The sequence below is a fragment of the Pseudomonas sp. TWR2-1-1 genome (assembly GCF_049897045.1).
Lineage (GTDB): Bacteria > Pseudomonadota > Gammaproteobacteria > Pseudomonadales > Pseudomonadaceae > Aquipseudomonas > Aquipseudomonas versuta.
Genome location: NZ_JAFCVM010000001.1, coordinates 259186 through 277095, shown reverse-complemented (window position 1 = coordinate 277095; position 17910 = coordinate 259186). Strand labels below are relative to the sequence as shown.

At 57.3% G+C, this 17910-nt stretch carries 19 protein-coding genes; 9 read left to right on the top strand and 10 right to left on the bottom strand.

Translation table 11 applies throughout. The features are described 5' to 3' along the window. Positions 1 to 45 precede the first annotated feature (45 nt). Positions 46 to 324 carry a 30S ribosomal protein S20 gene (gene rpsT, locus ACP7BO_RS01350; protein WP_003443902.1) on the top strand — a complete coding sequence of 93 codons (279 nt, stop codon included), beginning with the start codon at positions 46 to 48 and terminating at the stop codon, positions 322 to 324. 278 nt (positions 325 to 602) lie between these two features. Here the strand turns inward: rpsT and ACP7BO_RS01345 are convergent, their stop codons facing one another. The 5 genes from ACP7BO_RS01345 to rplU form a co-directional block, all read right to left on the bottom strand. Then, a complete protein-coding gene (locus ACP7BO_RS01345) occupies positions 603 to 1064 on the bottom strand; it encodes a CreA family protein (protein ID WP_397455726.1) in 462 nt (153 codons plus the stop codon). 14 nt (positions 1065 to 1078) lie between these two features. Continuing rightward, a complete protein-coding gene (gene proB, locus ACP7BO_RS01340) occupies positions 1079 to 2197 on the bottom strand; it encodes a glutamate 5-kinase (RefSeq protein WP_397457189.1) in 1119 nt (372 codons plus the stop codon). A 123-nt stretch (positions 2198 to 2320) separates the two neighbouring features. Beyond that, positions 2321 to 3547 (bottom strand): Obg family GTPase CgtA, encoded by a 1227-nt coding sequence (cgtA, locus tag ACP7BO_RS01335; RefSeq protein ID WP_060690660.1) that lies wholly within the window; start codon positions 3545 to 3547, stop codon positions 2321 to 2323. A gap of 197 nt (positions 3548 to 3744) precedes the next feature. Then, positions 3745 to 4020 carry a 50S ribosomal protein L27 gene (gene rpmA, locus ACP7BO_RS01330; protein WP_003443913.1) on the bottom strand — a complete coding sequence of 92 codons (276 nt, stop codon included), beginning with the start codon at positions 4018 to 4020 and terminating at the stop codon, positions 3745 to 3747. A gap of 34 nt (positions 4021 to 4054) precedes the next feature. Continuing rightward, positions 4055 to 4369, bottom strand: coding sequence for a 50S ribosomal protein L21 (rplU, locus tag ACP7BO_RS01325; protein WP_003443915.1), 315 nt, complete (start codon positions 4367 to 4369; stop codon positions 4055 to 4057). A gap of 241 nt (positions 4370 to 4610) precedes the next feature. Here rplU and ACP7BO_RS01320 point away from each other — a divergent pair, with 241 nt between their 5' ends. The 3 genes from ACP7BO_RS01320 (at position 4611) to ACP7BO_RS01310 (ending at position 6565) form a co-directional block, all read left to right on the top strand. Next, positions 4611 to 5579: a polyprenyl synthetase family protein gene (locus ACP7BO_RS01320; RefSeq protein ID WP_060690659.1), complete on the top strand. Its 969-nt coding sequence runs from the start codon at positions 4611 to 4613 to the stop codon at positions 5577 to 5579. Between the two features lie 176 nt (positions 5580 to 5755). Continuing rightward, positions 5756 to 6097 (top strand): zinc ribbon domain-containing protein YjdM, encoded by a 342-nt coding sequence (locus ACP7BO_RS01315; protein ID WP_060690658.1) that lies wholly within the window; start codon positions 5756 to 5758, stop codon positions 6095 to 6097. A gap of 195 nt (positions 6098 to 6292) precedes the next feature. Next, positions 6293 to 6565: a hypothetical protein gene (locus ACP7BO_RS01310; RefSeq protein WP_397455725.1), complete on the top strand. Its 273-nt coding sequence runs from the start codon at positions 6293 to 6295 to the stop codon at positions 6563 to 6565. A 62-nt stretch (positions 6566 to 6627) separates the two neighbouring features. Here the strand turns inward: ACP7BO_RS01310 and ACP7BO_RS01305 are convergent, their stop codons facing one another. After that, a complete protein-coding gene (locus ACP7BO_RS01305; protein ID WP_003443927.1) occupies positions 6628 to 7245 on the bottom strand; it encodes an FKBP-type peptidyl-prolyl cis-trans isomerase in 618 nt (205 codons plus the stop codon). Positions 7246 to 7393: 148 nt separating this feature from the next. Then, complete coding sequence (locus ACP7BO_RS01300) at positions 7394 to 7882, bottom strand: TIGR00645 family protein (RefSeq protein WP_003443930.1); 489 nt, start codon at positions 7880 to 7882, stop codon at positions 7394 to 7396. Between the two features lie 143 nt (positions 7883 to 8025). Between ACP7BO_RS01300 and ACP7BO_RS01295 the strand changes: the two genes are divergently transcribed. Next, positions 8026 to 9858, top strand: coding sequence for a hypothetical protein (locus ACP7BO_RS01295; RefSeq protein WP_426208232.1), 1833 nt, complete (start codon positions 8026 to 8028; stop codon positions 9856 to 9858). Between the two features lie 9 nt (positions 9859 to 9867). On the opposite strand, the gene ACP7BO_RS01290 is transcribed toward ACP7BO_RS01295, so the two are convergent. Both ACP7BO_RS01290 and ACP7BO_RS01285 read right to left on the bottom strand, forming a co-directional pair. Further along, on the bottom strand, positions 9868 to 10185 hold the full coding sequence (locus ACP7BO_RS01290; protein ID WP_060690655.1) for a hypothetical protein: 318 nt from the start codon (positions 10183 to 10185) through the stop codon (positions 9868 to 9870). Positions 10186 to 10367: 182 nt separating this feature from the next. Next, positions 10368 to 12806: a Lon protease family protein gene (locus ACP7BO_RS01285; protein ID WP_397455723.1), complete on the bottom strand. Its 2439-nt coding sequence runs from the start codon at positions 12804 to 12806 to the stop codon at positions 10368 to 10370. Positions 12807 to 13077: 271 nt separating this feature from the next. Here ACP7BO_RS01285 and ACP7BO_RS01280 point away from each other — a divergent pair, with 271 nt between their 5' ends. From ACP7BO_RS01280 to ACP7BO_RS01265, 4 genes are all read left to right on the top strand, one after another. Then, positions 13078 to 13566 (top strand): DUF3015 domain-containing protein, encoded by a 489-nt coding sequence (locus tag ACP7BO_RS01280; RefSeq protein ID WP_003443943.1) that lies wholly within the window; start codon positions 13078 to 13080, stop codon positions 13564 to 13566. Positions 13567 to 13644: 78 nt separating this feature from the next. Continuing rightward, positions 13645 to 15498 (top strand): DUF4105 domain-containing protein, encoded by a 1854-nt coding sequence (locus ACP7BO_RS01275; RefSeq protein ID WP_426208229.1) that lies wholly within the window; start codon positions 13645 to 13647, stop codon positions 15496 to 15498. Positions 15499 to 15513: 15 nt separating this feature from the next. Beyond that, positions 15514 to 15813 carry a chorismate mutase gene (locus ACP7BO_RS01270; protein WP_426208228.1) on the top strand — a complete coding sequence of 100 codons (300 nt, stop codon included), beginning with the start codon at positions 15514 to 15516 and terminating at the stop codon, positions 15811 to 15813. 145 nt (positions 15814 to 15958) lie between these two features. Beyond that, positions 15959 to 16453, top strand: coding sequence for a GreA/GreB family elongation factor (locus tag ACP7BO_RS01265; RefSeq protein WP_426208226.1), 495 nt, complete (start codon positions 15959 to 15961; stop codon positions 16451 to 16453). Here ACP7BO_RS01265 and gdhA read toward each other — a convergent pair. Then, positions 16450 to 17787 carry an NADP-specific glutamate dehydrogenase gene (gene gdhA, locus ACP7BO_RS01260; RefSeq protein ID WP_073509455.1) on the bottom strand — a complete coding sequence of 446 codons (1338 nt, stop codon included), beginning with the start codon at positions 17785 to 17787 and terminating at the stop codon, positions 16450 to 16452. The two genes, ACP7BO_RS01265 and gdhA, sit on opposite strands and share 4 nt — an antisense overlap. Positions 17788 to 17910: the final 123 nt, after the last annotated feature.

The window sequence follows — 17910 nt, the reverse complement described above, 5'->3', positions numbered from 1 at the left end:
CTATTTTGTTTGTTATTTCCCAAAAGTCTTTCGAGGAGCTCGACGGTGGCCAACACACCTTCCGCCAAAAAACGTGCAAAACAGGCTGAGAAGCGTCGCAGCCACAACGCCAGCCTGCGTTCCATGGTTCGTACCTACATCAAGAATGTAGTTAAAGCCATCGACGCAAAAGACGCTGCTAAAGCGCAAGCTGCTTATGTTCTGGCTGTTCCTGTTATCGACCGTATGGCCGATAAAGGCATCATCCACAAGAACAAAGCTGCTCGCCATAAGAGCCGCCTGAATGGCCACGTCAAGGCACTGAACCTTGCGACAGCCGCTTAAGCGATAAGCTTTTTAAAAAACCGACCTCAGGGTCGGTTTTTTATTGCCTGCGATTTATGCCAGAACTCCTGACCCGTCACCGCTGACGAGCGCAGCAAGGCTGCGATCGAGCGCCTGGCGCTCGCACAACACACGACTGCCACGCAGCCGATCACAGCCTCGCTACGCTCGTCAGCGACTACAGACCCATGACAGCCCACGACGACCACGGCATTTGACAGGCACAAAAAAAGCCGCGAAAGGCATCACCCCCATCGCAGCTTTTTTATTGAAAGGAATTACTCGTGCGGCCAAGGCAAAATCGGGATTGCCGTCACCGCATTCTGCGGACTGCCTTCAATCAGGCGGTCGCTGTACACCAGATAAACCAGTGTATTGCGCTTTTTGTCGAGGAATCGCACCACCTGCATGGTCTTGAACACCAGCGACGTGCGCTCCTTGAACACCTCCTCACCATCCTTCAAATCACCCTTGAAGCTGATAGGCCCCGTCTGGCGGCACGCGATGGAGGCTTCGGCACGATCCTCAGCCAGTCCCAGACCGCCTTTCATGCCGCCAGTCTTGGCACGCGACAGATAACAGGTAACCCCGTCCACCTTGGGATCATCGAAGGCCTCGACCACAATGCGATCATTGGGCCCGACAAACTTGAAGACCGTCGACACCGTACCGATTTCTTCGGCAGAGGCCAGCAACGGCATCGCCAACATCAACCCCAACAAACCGCTAATCAAGCGCATGTCACACCTCAAAATCAGACCAGGATCAGGTTATCGCGGTGAACCAGTTCCGGCTCCGCCATGTAACCCAGCAAACTGACAATCGCATCTGACGACTGCCCAATAATTTTCTGCGCTTCACCAGCACTGTAGTTGGCCAGACCACGGGCAATCTCTCGACCGTCCGCCGCCACACAAACCACCATTTCGCCACGCCGAAAGCCACCCTGCACCGCTTTGACACCCACAGGCAGCAAACTTTTATTGCCCTTGGACAACGCAGCTACAGCGCCATCATCCAGTACCAGCGTACCGCGAGTCTGCAGATGCCCGGCCAGCCACTGCTTGCGCGCAGCCAGCATGCCACGCTCTGGCGACAGCAATGTGCCCAGACGCTCACCGGCCTTCAGACGATCCAGCACTCGCTCCAGACGCCCGCCAACAATAATCGTATGCGCCCCCGAACGCGCCGCCAGGCGTGCCGCACGCAACTTGGTCTGCATGCCGCCACGACCGAGCGCTCCGCCAGTACCGCCCGCCACAGCATCCAGCGCCGGGTCATCGGCGCGCGCCTCATAAATCATTTTTGCATCGGGGTTGTTACGCGGATCAGCATCAAACATGCCATCGCGGTCGGTCAGAATGACCAACAGATCAGCCTCAACCAGATTGGCCACCAACGCTGCCAGCGTGTCGTTGTCACCAAAACGAATTTCGTCAGTAACCACGGTGTCGTTTTCATTGATAACCGGGATCACACCCAACTCAACCAGGGTACGCAACGTACTGCGGGCATTCAGGTAACGCTTGCGGTCAGACAGGTCATCATGGGTCAGCAGAATTTGCGCGGTGTGCCGGGAATGCTCGGCGAAGCTCGACTCCCAGGCCTGTACCAACCCCATTTGACCAATGGCCGCAGCCGCCTGCAGCTCATGCATCGCACTGGGTCGGACTGTCCAGCCAAGGCGACTCATCCCGGCCGCTACCGCACCGGAAGACACCAGCACCAGCTCCACGCCCGCCTCGTGCAGGGCCACCATTTGCTCGACCCAGACGCCCATCGCCGCGCGATCCAGCCCCTTGCCATCCGCTGTCAGCAATGCGCTACCGATCTTTACGACCCAACGCTGCGCACCCGTCACCTTGCTCCGCATCATCATCCAACCTATGCCTGAGAGCAGCACGACCGAGTGCTGCCCATGGAATTATTTTGATTACCGTTACGTAGATGCCAAAACGCCGCTCGATTGAGCGGCGCTTCAGTTTACTGCAAGGAATCAGTCGCGGACGTAAATGATTTCCGGACCATCCTCATCATCAACATCTTCTTCGTCCCAGTCATCTTCACCGATGTCGTGGACGCTCTTCACGCCGCTGCGGCGCAGGGCACGCTGATCATCCAGCGCCTGCAACTGGGCACGCGCCTCATCTTCGATGCGCTGATCAAGCTCATTCAACTCTGCCTTGTAGGCAGGGTCGTTGGCCAGACGATCGGCACGGTCTTCGAGGTAACGCATGATGTCGTGGCAAAGCTTCTCGGTGCCAATCTTGGCAATGGCCGAGATCACATACACCGGACCGGTCCACTCAAGACGATCGACAACTTCTTTTACTCGAGCGTCATGCTCATCTTCCGGCAAAGAATCGCACTTGTTCAGCACCAGCCAACGATCACGTTCAGCCAGCGACGGGCTGAACTTGGTCAGCTCGTTGACGATGACTTCAGCAGTATCAGCAGCGCTTTCGGTGCCCTCAACTGGCGCCATGTCCACAAGATGCAGCAGCAAACGCGTACGCGCCAAGTGCTTGAGGAAACGAATGCCCAGGCCCGCACCATCAGATGCGCCTTCGATCAAGCCAGGAATATCGGCAATCACGAAGCTCTTCCAGCGATCAACGCTGACCACACCCAGGTTTGGCACCAGGGTAGTAAACGGATAATCCGCCACTTTAGGCTTGGCCGCCGATACCGAACGGATAAAGGTACTTTTACCCGCATTCGGCAAACCAAGCAGACCTACGTCAGCCAGTACTTTCAATTCCAGCTTCAGGTCGCGCTGCTCACCCGGCTTGCCCGGAGTGGTCTGGCGCGGAGCCCGGTTGGTGCTGGACTTGAAACGGGTGTTACCCAGACCGTGCCAACCGCCGTGCACAACCAGCAAACGCTGGCCGGCCTTGGTCAGGTCGCCGATGATTTCCTGAGTCCCGGCGTCGATCACGGTCGTACCGACCGGAACACGCAGAATCATGTCTTCGCCTTTACGACCGGTACAATCGGCGCTGCCGCCGTTCGAACCGCGCTGGGCATCAAAGTGACGCGTGTAGCGGTAGTCAACCAGGGTATTGAGGTTTTCGTCGGCGACCATATAGATCGAGCCGCCATCACCACCATCACCACCGTTCGGACCACCGTTTTCGATGAACTTCTCGCGACGGAAACTCATGCAACCGTTACCACCATCGCCAGCTTTTACTTTGATCGATACTTCATCAACAAACTTCATAACAAAACGCGCCTCTCGTCATCAGGACGAGCCGATAAAAACCAAGACATAAGACTCTTGCAAAAATGAGCGCAGCGACCTCAATCAACGACCGTTAAATCCAGCGCCAGCAGCCCATACAAACAGTTTTGCAAGAGACTCACCCCACAAACGAAAAAGCCCCGTCGCAAGACAGGGCTCTTCCAGCTACCAAGCTTTTACGCCGCGACGACTGCAGTCTTCGGAACGATGCTTACATAGCGACGACCGAAGGCGCCCTTAACCTGGAACTTGATCACGCCTTCCACTTTCGCGAACAGGGTGTGATCTTTACCCATACCAACGCCGTAGCCAGCGTGGAACTGAGTACCGCGCTGACGCACGATGATGTTGCCCGGGATGATAGCCTGGCCGCCATACATCTTCACGCCAAGGCGTTTGGCTTCTGAGTCGCGACCGTTACGGGTACTACCACCAGCTTTTTTGTGTGCCATGAGTCAATTCTCCTAGTGAGGAATTAGGCTGAAATTAAGCCTGAATACCGGTGATTTTGATCTCGGTGTACCACTGGCGGTGGCCCATACGCTTCATGTGGTGCTTACGACGACGGAACTTGATGATGCGGATCTTGTCGTGACGACCTTGGGAAATCACTTCAGCAACAACAGTGGCGCCAGGAACAACTGGAGCGCCGATGTTTACGTCGTCGCCATTGGCGACCAACAGAACGCGATCAAAAGTTACGGATTCGCCAGTGGCGATTTCCAGTTTCTCGATCTTCAGGTATTCACCTGGTGCTACTTTGTATTGCTTGCCACCAGTAACGATTACTGCGTACGACATGGTATTTCTCCGATAATCCTGCTCACCCAGCTCTTTATAGGTAAAGGTATTGGCTGGCATGGCTGCATGGGGCTGGAACGGCCCAAGTGCAATTGCGTAAGGCAGGTGCTGCCCAGGAAGTTCAGGGTGCGCGATTGTACGCAAGCCACGTCAGGGTTGCAAGGGGCCGCCCATCGCGCCTTGACAGGCCCTGCCCCCCGACCTAGCATGCCGCGCAACCCTTCTGGAGCACCTGTCGCTGATGCAACCCCAAGCTTTCTACCGCGCGGTGGCGGACGATTTTAGCGCCGTCGACGACATCATCAAGAAGCAGCTGACTTCACGCGTCCCGCTGGTCTCAAAAATCGGCGACTACATCACTTCGGCCGGCGGCAAACGCCTGCGTCCTTTATTAGTGTTGTTGTGCGGCAAGGCACTGGGCCGTGAAGGCGACGACTTGCGCTTACTGGCCGCGACCATCGAGTTCCTGCATACCGCGACCCTGCTGCACGACGACGTGGTGGACATGTCCGGCATGCGCCGTGGCCGCAAGACTGCCAATGCAACGTGGGGCAATGCGCCAAGCGTACTGGTTGGCGACTTCCTGTATTCGCGCTCCTTCGAAATGATGGTCGAGCTGGGTTCGATGCCAGTGATGAAAATCCTGTCGCAAGCCACCCGCATCATTGCCGAAGGCGAAGTCCTGCAGCTGTCCAAAGTGCGCGACGCCAGCACCACCGAAGAAACCTACATGGAAGTGATTCGCGGCAAAACCGCGATGCTGTTCGAGGCCTCTACCCACAGCGCAGCGGCCCTGGCCGGTGCCACTCCAGAGCAAAGCGAAGCCCTGCGCACCTTTGGTGATCATCTGGGCGTGGCGTTCCAGCTGGTCGACGACTTGCTCGACTACCGTGGCGATGCCGAAACCCTGGGCAAAAACGTGGGCGATGATCTGGCTGAAGGCAAACCGACCTTGCCGCTGATCTACACCATGCGCGAAGGCACGGCCGAGCAGGCTGCCCTGGTTCGCAAAGCGATTCAGAAAGGCGGCATTGAAGATCTGGAGAGCATTCGCGCGGCCGTGGAGGAATCTGGTTCGCTGGACTACACCGCACAACTGGCCCGTGATTATGTAGCCCGGGCCATTGCCTGCCTTGAAAGCCTGCCGCCCAGCGAATACCGCGACGCACTGGTTGAACTGAGCGAGTTCGCGGTCGCCCGCACGCACTAAACCTTGTGGGAGCTGGCTTGCCAGCGATGCATACACCTCGATCCATCAGTGATGGCAGGTGATGCAATCGCTGGCAAGCCAGCTCCCACACGTTCATTACACCCCTAACCACCGCCCGCCAACAAAACCCTATATAATGCGTGCCTTTTAGCCATCCTGACTCTTAAGGAGCTTTAGTGAGCACGTTGCCACCCTGCCCAAAATGCAATTCCGAATACACCTACGAAGACGGCGCCCAGCTGATCTGCCCGGAATGCGCCCATGAGTGGTCCGCCAATGGCGACGCCGAAGAAGCCAGCGATGTAAAAGTCTATAAAGACTCCGCAGGCACTGTCCTGACCGACGGTGACACCATCACCGTGATCAAAGACCTGAAAATCAAAGGCACATCCCTGGTGGTCAAGGTCGGGACCAAGGTCAAAAACATCCGCCTGTGCGATGGCGACCATGATATCGACTGCAAAATCGACGGCATCGGCCCGATGAAACTCAAGTCCGAGTTCGTTCGCAAAGTCTGATCCTGCTCGCTTCCTTCCTGCGTTTCGCGCAGGAAGGTGCTGGCCTCCTCGCAAAACCCCCGCGCAACATCAAAAAGCCACCAACTTTGACCCGCAGCAGTTTTTATCCGGAAAAAAAACAAATCCGCCAATAGGCACTTGCTATTAATTGAATAAGAATTATTCTCATTGGTATTCATCAAGGAGATGACGACCATGACTTATTTAATTGATGCCTGGCTGGACCGTCCACATCCCTATCTGCGAATCCTGCATCGGGAAACCGGGGAAGTCTGTGCGGTGCTGGAAGAAGAAGCGCTTAACGAGCTACAGGATCAGGGCGACCTGGATTTCAACGGGCTCAACTCAAGTGAACCGGTGGTGCTCAAAGAACTGGTGCGAAATCTGTTTCTGTTTTGCTATGCCCGGGCATTGCGCCCCATAGGCACGACCGATACTCAAGAGCATCACGCCAAACTGGAAATATGATGAGCCTTGTGTGACCGCAGGCTTGCGTGCAAACCCGCGGTCACCGTTAAAGCACCGAAGTCTTACAGAACTTCCAGCAGCTCAACGTCGAATACCAGCACGCTGTGCGGAGCGATGCTGCCAACGCCCTGGGCGCCGTAGGCCAATTCGCTCGGCACGTAGATGCGCCATTTGCTGCCGGCGTTCATCAGTTGCAGGGCTTCGGTCCAGCCGGCAATTACGCCGCCGACCGGGAACTCGGCTGGCTGACCACGATCGTAGGAGCTGTCGAACACAGTGCCGTCAATCAGGGTGCCGTGGTAGTGAACACGTACAGTGTCTTCACGCGATGGCTTGGCGCCTTCACCTGCAGTCACAACTTCAAATTGCAGACCCGAAGCCAGGGTGGTGATGCCGTCTTTCTTGGCATTTTCAGCCAGGAAAGCCTTGCCTTCACCTGCAGCAGCTTCTGCCTTGGCAGCCGCTTCAGCTTGCATCAGCTCGCGGATTACCTTGAAGCTGGCACTCAGCTCTTCTTGACCAACACGGCTTTCTTTACCGGCGAAAGCATCGGTCAAGCCAGCCAGGATTGCATCCAGGCTAACGCCCGGTGGCGGGTTGTCACGCAGTTGGTCGCCCAGCTGACGGCCAATGCCGTAGCTAACGCGGGTTTCGTCGGTCGACAGATTTACTTCGGACATAACACTGCTCCGCTGTAGGGCGATCCAGAAAAAGCCATTTTTAAAAACAGCCCCCTCTCAACCGCCCAGAACCAAAAAAGGGCGAGCAGACTACCACAGCCCCCAAAGCCTTCGCAGCCCGCCGTCATGTAACGCACGTCACGACAAATCAGTGCTTGGTCAGTTTGTCGAGATAGCCCATGGCAAACGCCGATACCACGAAGGTCATATGAATGATCACGTACCACATCAAGTACTGAGGCTCGATGTTGCGCGCATCCATGAACACCCGCAGCAGATGGATCGAAGAGATGGCCACGATCGACGCTGCAACCTTCATCTTCAACGACGTCGAGTCCATGGTGCCCAACCAGCTAAGCTTCTCCTTGTGGTCATCGATATCCAGCTGGGAGACAAAGTTTTCGTAGCCCGAAATCATCACCATTACCAGCAAGCCACCAACCAGGGCCATGTCAATCAACGACAGGATGACCAGGATCAAGTCCGACTCAGATAGCGCGAACACGTTGGGAATTACATGAAACACTTCCTGGAAGAATTTCAACGCCAGGGCCAGCAAGCCCAGCGAGAGGCCAAAGTAAATCGGGGCCAGAATCCAGCGTGAGGCGTACATTGCGTTTTCGATAAAGCGTTCCATTGAAACTCACAGGAAGTAAAAAAATGGGCGCGAGTATATCAGCGACAAATCAATAGCGATAAAGCCCCGGAAACAGCCTGTAAAATAAATTTTCTGCTAGTGTCGACCTCCTCAGCACCGCTTTCGGACAGGAAAACTGAACAATGGATCTGCGATTTCCCTTGGGCTGTCTCGGGCTTTCAATAGCTTTGCTTATTACGGGCGGCTGCTCGCCAGATGACAAACACCAGCAGGCCAGTCTGGAAGAGCGCAGCGCAGCATTCGAAAAAAGCCTCGACAGCATCAAGGACCAGCAACTCAAAGATGCCGTAGCAGACCTGGGGGGCTCCTTGCTGCTGCTCGAGCGGGCCAGGGTCAAGCTTGAGGAAAAACCGCTCGAAACCGAATATGGCGATGACGACCTGGCCCTGCTCAAGCACTACCCCAGCAGCCAGGCGCTGAGCGATACCTACATCAACGGGCTGTTTGTAGTGCGCAAAAACTCCAGCTCGGATTATCTGACCGACCTTGAACCCGTATTCCCGTTTCCGGCAAACAGCGACTCTGAGTTTCCGTTCCCCCATGCGCTTGAATGGCAGTCCGTGACCCTGAGCAACAAACAACTGGTGCCGTTCCAGGCCGAGTGGTCTGAAACCGATCCCGGCATCCAGCTCAGCCCGTCCAGCGCCAATATGAGCAACCCGGACGATCTGACGGTCACCTACCCCTATATCGACGGGGTTGAAACTGAAAACATCCAGCAACCGCAGCCCCTGATATTGCACGGCAAGGTAGAAGTGATCGCCCCCGGCAAAGTGGTGAACTTCCACCTGAACAGCAAGGACGTGGGCCAAACCCGCACCGACGGCACGATCAGTGTGACCCTGCTGGCCCTGGGCAAAAACTTCGCCGAAGTCGATATCAACAACAGTGCCGCGCTGGCCGAAGAAGTGCGCGACACACAACTTAATCCGCTGATCATTCAAGCCCGCGACCACACCGGGCAATTCCTGTCGCGCGCAGGCTCGATCAATGAAAACGCCGAGCAGTTGGCCTTCTATGAGCTACAACTGGCGCAAATGCTCAAGCAAACCGCGTGGAGTGAGGCTTTCGGGCAACAACTGGATAGCGAACAGAAGGCCTTTGACGACACCCACACCCATCACTACAGCAAGGTGTATTTCAACGGCAATGTCGAAAACCTCGACATCAGCGTGCTCGATTTCTCCACCGCCAATATCACCCGTAAAAGCCTCGACCTGCCTGTGCGCAGGCTCGACAAGACGGTCGTGGGCAAAGATATTCAACCCCTGCCGCTGTCGGTCGTGGTGTATGACGATCAGGCCGCCAACTACCTCAAAGACGCCAGCCTGGAGCCTGAACAGCTGACAAAGAGCGTGGTGATCAACCAGTCTGTGGATGACGCCAGCGCCGCAACCCTTGAGTTCAGCCACCCGCCAACCTTCAATGACGAACTGCTGGGCGCCTTGCCGGACACAGCTGACGCCCCTGTCACCTTCTTCGCCGAAGACGAGAACGGCAAGCGCAGCGAGCCTCTGGAACTGCCCACCGAGGCCTTCGATGTTGACCCGCATACAGGGGTTATTACCTATGACCTCAATCTGTTCCCCGAAACACCGGCTTATGCAGTCGGCTCCATGCCGATGTTTATCGCTGCCATCGACAAACAGCCCCTGAACACGGCGCAACTGCCTAAAGGCCTCGAACTCAAAGGCAACGCACTGATTGTTGATCAAAAGCTGTTCCCGTCCGAGGCCTGGCGCTTTTACGCCAAAGACGACACCGGCAACTACCTCAAGGAAGTACTCGCCGTAAGCCACAGCGCCGAACCTAATGGCCCGGCGCTGTTTGACGTGCACTACTTCTATGGGCAGCCCACCCAGCTCGAAAGCTATGCCCGCAAAGACCTGCTGCCTGTCGAGTACGGTTTTGAAATCAAGCTCGACAAAGTCCCTGAAGTCACCCCGCCCCGCTGATATAGCGACTTAGCGGGAGGCGTGACAGCGACCACCGTTGATCTGGCGCAACTGGGCCTGCACGTGCAGGCACCAGATCTGCGGGTCATCGGCAAGCCGATAGCCATGCAGTGTCAGGCTTTCAACGATTGACTCAAGAATGGTTTCAGCCACAAAAGGGCCGGGGAACGGGCCTTGGGACTTGATCGTAGTCGGCTGCTCGCCTGCCAGCCCGGCAGCAAACAGCAGCGTCCACATCCCGGTATTGCCTGCCAGCGGTCGAATGCTGCATTCAATACGGGTAACCAGGCCCAAGCATTGGCGGGTAAGGCAAAGGTTGCGCGACATGGCGGCGACCCTCGGTAGATTCTGTCATCAGCCGCACACTACGGGCTGCATCATTCCAGTGACGACAGTGGAAGTCCTGCTTTGAGAATAGAGGAAGAATCTGACAGGAGAAGCTGCCAAGACCAACGGATGCCCTGACCTCTGCAGGAGCGAGCGTGCTCGCTCCTGCAGTTGATCCAGAGTTAAGCCGGTTTTTTCGCCGCCAGAACTTCGGCAAGCAGTTCCTTTTCGGCGTCCTTGAGGTCTTCGTCGTTGATCATCTCGGCAATCGCCCGCAACCTTTCGACCACCCGTGCATTGACGCTGCCTTCCGGGAACTGACCTTCGGCATCCGGTTCACCGGCCGGCTCGCCGACCAACAGGCTCAACGCCTCATCCGCCTGACGCACCGCGTAAACGTGGAACTTGCCTTCGCGCACCGCCTGCAACACCTTTTCGTCCAGCATCAAGGTCGCCACGTTGGCTTGCGGGATGATTGCGCCCTGCTCGCCCGTCAGACCACGTGCCTCGCAGAGTCGGAAGAAGCCTTCAATCTTCTCGTTGACTCCGCCCACCGCCTGCACTTCGCCGAACTGGTTGATGGAGCCGGTGATTGCAAAACACTGCTTGAGCGCGGTTTTGGAAAGCGCCGAAATCAGCGTGCACGCCTCACCCAAGGAGGCACTGTCGCCATCGACATACCCGTAGGATTGCTCCAGCGCGATGCTCGCCGAGATCGCCAGCGGGAATTCCTGGGCATAACGGCTGCCCAGATACCCGGTCAGAATCATCACCCCTTTGGAGTGAATCGGCTGTCCGAGGTTTACTTCACGCTCGATGTCGACAATGCCACTGCCTCCCGGATACACCGTGGCAGAAATGCGCGCAGGTACGCCGAACGCCGAGTCCCCCACTTCAAGTACCGTCAGCCCGTTGCACTTGCCGACCGCCGCACCGTCGGTGTCGATCAAAATGATCCCCGCCAGCATGTCGTCAAGAATCCGCGCCGAAACGCGCCCGGTGCGGGTGGCCTTGGCTTTGAGCGCACGCTCGATGTGCCCGGCATCAGTCATTGCATCGTTGGCCAGGTGGCGAATGAAATCCGCCTCGCTGACCAGCTGAAACAGATCCCCGATACGCGCCGACAACCGCCCCTGGTGCTCGGCAAGACGCGCACTGTAGGTTGCAAGACGCGCTACGGCATCAGCGGTCAACGGCGCCATACCCTCTTCCGAGGTGCGCGTGGTCAGCAACTGGGCGAACTGCTCCAGGCTTTCGTCGACCATCGGGATGTCTTCATCGAAATCCACCAGTACCCGGAACATCTCCTGGAAGTCCGGATCCAGATCCTGCAGCGTGTAGTACAACTGGCGGGCGCCGATAATGATGACCTTGACCTGCAACGGGATCACTTGCGGGTTAAGGGTGATGGTGGCCAGACGGCCCATCTCGCCCAGCGGCGACTCCATTTTCAGTTTGCGTGATTGCAGGGCACGCTTGAGCGCATCCCACACAAAGGGCTCGCTAAGCATTTTCTCGGCTTCGAGAATCAAAAAGCCGCCATTGGCACGGTGCAATGCACCGGGACGCAATTGCCGATACGTGGTGTACAGCGCGCCTTGATCAGTGCTGTATTCGATCCGGCCAAACAGGTTGTCGTAGGTCGGGTGTGGTTCAAACACCACCGGCGCGCCGCCGCTCATGGGCTGGCCAACCACCAGGCTCGGCAGGTACTGCTCTTCAAGCAGCTTGCGCGCCTGAGCATCGGTTTTGCTGTCGTCCACCAGTTGCTCGACCACAGTCTTCAGCAGATACACCTGCATGGCCTGCAAATAGCCGCAGACCGCACCATTTTCGGCGTACTTCTGCGACAGAGGCGCCAGCAGAGGTTGCAACGCCAGGGTGATGGTTTCTTCGTTCAGGTGACGCAGCTGGTTGTTCGACTCGCGCTTCCACTGCGGCAGGCTCGCCAGCTCTTCGTTTAGACGCTCCTCAAGCCCGGAAATATCTTCGTGGAAGCGCTCACGCTCTTCATCGGGCAATTGCGAAAACTCAGCTTCGTCCAGCGCCTTGCCCTCGCTCATCGGAGTGAAGGCCACGTTGCTGCTGTCGCGGTACAGCGCCACGCCTTTTTCCAGCGCCAGACGCTCAATGACATCCAGCGCACGGTCGTAACGCTGGTTGAAACCGCGATCGATTGCGCTTTTGCGTTGCTGGTAGGTCGGGTGTTCAAACACTGCCGGAAAGGTCGCCAGCAGGTTGTCGATCAAGCCGTTGATGTCGGTGATGAATGCACCGGCAGTACTCGCAGGCAGCTCAAGCGCGCGCGGCTCGCGCGGCTCATCGAAGTTGTTCACATACACCCAGTCGCTGGGTGACTTCAGGCGTTTGCCCTCGGCCTTGAGATAGCGTTTGACGAACGAAAAGCGACCGGTCCCCGGCTCGCCCATGACAAATACGTTGTAACCCGGGCGCGGCATGGCCACGCCAAATTGCAGGGCTTCGACCGCTCGCTCCTGGCCGAGAATGCCGCGAAAAGGCTCCAGATCATTGGTGTTGGAGAAGCTGAACTGTTCAGCGGAGAACGGACGGGTTAGCGCGTCAGGCGCTAGACGCAAGCTGGCAGCTACAGGATCAGGCATCGGGCTTCCTTACATCAGGCGGGGCAGATGGCAGCATTCTGGCGCTGGCCGTATCCCACTGGCAAGGCGCACAGCACGCGAAAGATCAGCCCCCTGTGTTTACGGGCTATAAATACTGCCGCTCAATGAATATTTTACAAAAATTCACGGAACCGGCCGATCGTGCCTAGACTCCTACGTGTTACGCGGCTGGAGTAATAACTGGTCCGTACTGGCGCTTCAGGGCCAGAACCCTTGTCCATTGGTTGCACACACATAGAGAACAAAGCTTATGAAACGGATTCTTCTCGGTACTCTCTTTACTGTTGTTTCCCTCAATGCCATGGCGCAAGCACCGGGTGGCCCGAACTGCGGTTGGGGCAACATGCTGTTTGAAGGTCAGCGCGGCACACCGGCTCACTTCCTCGCCTCAACCACCAACGGCACCTCCGGTAACGCTACCTTCGGTATGACCTCCGGGACCAACGGCTGTACGACCAAGGACGCCCTGACCTACGGCGGCAAATCGTGGATTGCCATGAATGGCATGATGAACGAGCTGTCCGAAGACATGGCCAAAGGCAATGGCGAAGCACTGACCACCTACGCGGTGGTACTGGGTGTCGCCCCTGAAGACCGCGACCATTTCGCGGCAGTCACCCACGAGCACTTCCAGCAAATCTTCAGCAAAGCCGACGTAACCGCTGACGATGTGCACACCAACACCCTCGCTATCCTCAAAGGCGACGCACGCCTGGCGAAATACGCAACTGCTGCGTAGTAAATGAGACCCGCCCGCTCCTCCCGGAGCGGGTATTCTCCTGCTTCACTTCTATTCGTCTGACAACAGTTGCCCACCATGCTCAAACGCCTTGCCTATCTGGCGCTCTGTGCCTGCGCCCCGTTGTATGCCGCACCCCATATCGACGATCAACGTTTGCAGCAGCTGGCCAACGATCCTTTCTGGATCTCCCTGGGGCACTATGAGGCCCGCAAGCTGGGCGGCTGGCGCAGCTATGTCAGCGACGACAAATTCTTTCTCGCCAAAGACGGTGCCCACCATCCGGATGCCGAATTGCGCGCTACCGTGGATGCGTTGTATGCCCCCCTGAGCATGGGCGACAAGCACCCGCAGTGCGTGTACCCGGCACGCACCCGCTGGCTCAAGGCCCAACTGAACCTGACCGACCTGCCCAAGGCCGAGTGCGCAGAGTTCACCCAGTGGTTTAAAGACGTGGCCCCCCACAGCACGGTGATGATTTTCCCGGCGGCCTACCTCAACAGCCCGTCCTCCATGTTCGGCCACACCTTGCTGCGTATCGACCAGGCCGACGTACAGAGCAACAAGACCGCGCTGCTCAGCTATGCGATCAACTTCGGCGCCTACATTGAAGGTTCCGACAACAGCATTCTGTATGCCTGGAAAGGTTTGGCCGGGGGTTATCCCGGTCTGTTTGCGCTGGTGCCCTACCAGGAAAAACTCTCGGAGTACCGCAGTCTTGAGAACCGCGACCTGTGGGAATACCGCCTGAATCTGACGCCCGAAGAAACTCAACGCATGGTCGAACATGTGTGGGAACTCAAACAAATCCAGTTCGACTATTTCTTCTTCGACGAGAACTGCTCGTACCGCCTTCTGGAACTGCTGCAAGTCGCGCGTCCCGGCTTGCAACTGACCACGCAATTCCCGCTGACCGCAATCCCCACCGACACCGTGAAAGCAGTTAAGGAAGCCGGGCTGGTGGAAAGCATCGAGTATCGCCCGTCCCGCGAGCGTGAACTGCTGGATCGCGCCAAGGTGCTGGACCCTGAAGAGCAGCAATGGGTACTGCAGGTCAGTGCCGATCAGGCCCAGCTGCAGAACCCGCAATTCAAGGCGCTGCCCAAAGAGCGTCAGGCGCTGATCATTGACGCGGCATATCGCATTGAGCGCTACCGGGCCAATGGCCTTGAACGAGACAGCGCACGCTCACAGCGCAGCTTCGAACTGCTCCGGGCGATCAACCAGAATCCCGCATCCGGGCTTGAGGTCGAAAAACCCGAACTGCCGGAAAACGGACACGAGTCACGCACCTGGCAGCTGGGCGCCGGCAGCCGGGACGACAAGGCATTTGCCGAGTACGGCCTGCGCATGGCCTATCACGACCTGAACGACAACGCGCCGGGCTTTCCGCTGGGAGCGCAGATTGAAATCCTGCAACTCAAGCTGCGCCAGTACGAAGGCAATCACTGGCAGGTCCAGCAGCTGGATCTGGCCAATATCCGCTCATTGACCCCACGAAACGACTTGCTCCAGCCCTGGTCCTGGCAAGTGGGCGGCGGGCTCGAGCGCGTCCTCGGCAAGCACGGCGACGAAACCCTGGTCAGCCACGTCAATGGTGGCGCAGGCGGTACCTGGCAGCTGGGCGAGAATGTACTGGGGTTTGCCCTGGGCACTGTGCGCGTGGAGCACAACAATGACTTCGCCGCCTTTGTATCGCCTGCAGCGGGTTTCAACACCGGCGTGTTGTGGCGCAATACAGTGGGCAATCTGAGCCTGGAAGCCAAAAGCGACTACTTCACCAACGGCGAAATCCGACGCAGCCTGAGCCTGAATCAGCAATGGGAAGTGTCACGCAACCTCGGCCTGCGATTGACGGCACAACGGGAGTTCAGCCACCTTAGCGCTCCGGTAAACGAAGTGATGCTGGAACTGAAGTGGTATCACTATTAAATGGAGTTTAAGAACATGGCCGTAACCTGTGATTCCCTTGAACAAGTGCGCGAGAACATTGACCGGCTGGATCGCCAGATCGTCGGACTGATCGCCGAGCGCGGTGCTTATGTGTCCCAGGCCGCCGGCTTTAAAAAAGACAGCGACGCGGTGAAAGCCCCGCAGCGGGTAGAACAGGTCATCACCAAGGCCCGCGCCTTGGCAGAACAACTGGGCGCCAACCCGGATGTGACCGAAAGCGTCTACCGCGCCATGATTGCTGCCTTTATCCAGCAGGAACTGGCAGAGCACTCAGCGTTGCAGCTGGCCGACTAAATAAATAAAACCGTAGGAGCGAGCTGTTCGTTGTTGGATTGAAAAGCTCGCGAGCAAGCTCGCTCCTACAAGTTACCCGGCAAACCAATCTGAACCCTGACTCCCTCTGCGGCTCTAAATCCCACAGCCCCGGAAGGACATCGTCATGAGCCGCGCGTTTGTAAACGAAGACACCGCCGCCGAACAGGCCAATACCCCCGTTGAGCGCCAGATCAGCGATCAGCCCAACTATGTAACCGCCGCCGGCCTTGATCAGCTACAAGCCAAAATCAGCGAGTTGCAGCGCCAGCACAGTGCCGAGTCAGCCCGGCGCGATGACGCCGACAAACAACGCCTGGCCGACCTCGAGCGCGACCTGCGCTACTACAACCAGCGCGTACAAAGCGCCCATGTCGTCGCCCCTGCGACATCAACGCAAAAGGTGCAGATTGGCAGTTGGGTGACCTTTGCCGATGACTCGGGCAATGAACAACGCGTACAACTGGTCGGCGAGGATCAGGCCGATGCAGGCCAGGGGCTGATCAATTGGGGCTCGCCGCTGGGTCGCGCGCTGTTGGGCGCGCAACTGGGGGATGAAGTGCTGTGGTTTCGGCCCGCAGGGGATCTGCAGGTCGAAATCATCAGGATTGATCCGGCTTAAACCACGCCCTGGGCCAGCATTGCATCGGCGACTTTGACGAAGCCTGCAATGTTGGCGCCTTTCACGTAGTTGATACGGCCATTCTCTTCACCGTAGTGCACGCAGGCATGGTGGATCGACTGCATGATGTTGTGCAATTTGCTGTCCACCTCGCCTGCCGTCCAGAGCAGGCGCATGGCGTTCTGCGACATTTCCAGGCCGCTTACTGCCACACCACCGGCGTTTGAAGCCTTGCCCGGAGCAAACAAAATACCCGCGTCGATAAACATATCGACCGCTTCAAGGGTGGTCGGCATGTTCGCGCCTTCAGCCACGCATACGCAGCCGTTGCTCAGCAATGCACGGGCCGCATCGGCGTCCAGTTCGTTCTGGGTGGCACATGGCAGCGCGATGTCACACACCAGGCCCCACGGATGCTGGCCAGGCAGAAACTCCAGGCCAAATTGGCCGGCCAGTTCGCTGATACGTCCGCGCTTGACGTTCTTCAGCTCCATCAGCGCCTCCCACTGCTCATCGCTCAAGCCGGCTTCGCAAAAGAGCGTGCCTTCAGAGTCCGACAACGAGATCACTTTGCCACCCAGGTCCATCACTTTACGGGCCGCATACTGGGCCACGTTGCCGGAACCGGAAATCGCGACACGCTTGCCGTCAATGCGCTGGCCGCTGCGTTTGAGCATCTCCTGGGCGAAGTACACGCAGCCGAAGCCGGTGGCTTCAGGGCGAATCAGACTGCCGCCGTAGCTCATGCCCTTGCCGGTCAACACCGACGTGAACTGGTTGCTCAGACGTTTGTACTGACCAAACATAAAGCCGATTTCACGCGCGCCCACACCGATGTCGCCCGCCGGCACGTCGACATCAGAACCGATGTGACGATACAACTCGCTCATGAAGGCCTGGCAGAAGCGCATGACTTCAGCATCGCTTTTGCCTTTTGGATTGAAATCCGAGCCCCCTTTACCGCCGCCCATTGGCAACGAGGTGAGGGAGTTTTTGAAGGTTTGCTCGAAGGCCAGGAACTTCAGAACCCCCAGATTTACCGACGGATGGAAGCGCAAACCGCCTTTGTAAGGGCCAATGGCGCTGTTCATCTGGATCCGGAAACCGCGGTTGACCCGCACTTTGCCTTCGTCATCAACCCATGACACGCGGAACACAATCGCGCGCTCGGGTTCACAGATGCGCTCGAGAATGCCTGAGTTCAGGTAATGGGGATTGGCTTCAAGGAACGGCCACAGACTGCGCAGAACTTCTTCTACGGCCTGATGGAATTCAGGCTGGTCCGGGTCACGTTTTTTCAGGCGGGCAAGGAAGTGGTCGACGGATTCGATCATGGGAAAGTCTCGGCAAATTTGTTGTCGTTAGGCGCTGATTGGCCAGAACTTTATCAACTCATGCCGCACCGCGACAGCGCAAAATGTCGCAGTTATGAATTTAAATGGTGCTTTTATATAAAT

Excerpts from the sequence above, each read along its gene's own strand:
- ACP7BO_RS01280 (WP_003443943.1), top strand. The coding sequence starts at position 13,078 with ATGAAACGGATTCTTCTCGGTACTCTCTTTACTGTTGTTTCCCTCAAT.
- ACP7BO_RS01275 (WP_426208229.1), top strand. The coding sequence starts at position 13,645 with ATGCTCAAACGCCTTGCCTATCTGGCGCTCTGTGCCTGCGCCCCGTTG.
- rpmA (WP_003443913.1), bottom strand. The coding sequence starts at position 4,020 with ATGGCACACAAAAAAGCTGGTGGTAGTACCCGTAACGGTCGCGACTCA.
- cgtA (WP_060690660.1), bottom strand. The coding sequence starts at position 3,547 with ATGAAGTTTGTTGATGAAGTATCGATCAAAGTAAAAGCTGGCGATGGT.
- rplU (WP_003443915.1), bottom strand. The coding sequence starts at position 4,369 with ATGTCGTACGCAGTAATCGTTACTGGTGGCAAGCAATACAAAGTAGCA.
- ACP7BO_RS01270 (WP_426208228.1), top strand. The coding sequence starts at position 15,514 with ATGGCCGTAACCTGTGATTCCCTTGAACAAGTGCGCGAGAACATTGAC.
- gdhA (WP_073509455.1), bottom strand. The coding sequence starts at position 17,787 with ATGATCGAATCCGTCGACCACTTCCTTGCCCGCCTGAAAAAACGTGAC.
- ACP7BO_RS01305 (WP_003443927.1), bottom strand. The coding sequence starts at position 7,245 with ATGTCCGAAGTAAATCTGTCGACCGACGAAACCCGCGTTAGCTACGGC.
- ACP7BO_RS01310 (WP_397455725.1), top strand. The coding sequence starts at position 6,293 with ATGACTTATTTAATTGATGCCTGGCTGGACCGTCCACATCCCTATCTG.
- ACP7BO_RS01290 (WP_060690655.1), bottom strand. The coding sequence starts at position 10,185 with ATGTCGCGCAACCTTTGCCTTACCCGCCAATGCTTGGGCCTGGTTACC.
- proB (WP_397457189.1), bottom strand. The coding sequence starts at position 2,197 with ATGCGGAGCAAGGTGACGGGTGCGCAGCGTTGGGTCGTAAAGATCGGT.
- ACP7BO_RS01285 (WP_397455723.1), bottom strand. The coding sequence starts at position 12,806 with ATGCCTGATCCTGTAGCTGCCAGCTTGCGTCTAGCGCCTGACGCGCTA.
- ACP7BO_RS01320 (WP_060690659.1), top strand. The coding sequence starts at position 4,611 with ATGCAACCCCAAGCTTTCTACCGCGCGGTGGCGGACGATTTTAGCGCC.
- ACP7BO_RS01295 (WP_426208232.1), top strand. The coding sequence starts at position 8,026 with ATGGATCTGCGATTTCCCTTGGGCTGTCTCGGGCTTTCAATAGCTTTG.
- ACP7BO_RS01345 (WP_397455726.1), bottom strand. The coding sequence starts at position 1,064 with ATGCGCTTGATTAGCGGTTTGTTGGGGTTGATGTTGGCGATGCCGTTG.
- ACP7BO_RS01265 (WP_426208226.1), top strand. The coding sequence starts at position 15,959 with ATGAGCCGCGCGTTTGTAAACGAAGACACCGCCGCCGAACAGGCCAAT.
- ACP7BO_RS01300 (WP_003443930.1), bottom strand. The coding sequence starts at position 7,882 with ATGGAACGCTTTATCGAAAACGCAATGTACGCCTCACGCTGGATTCTG.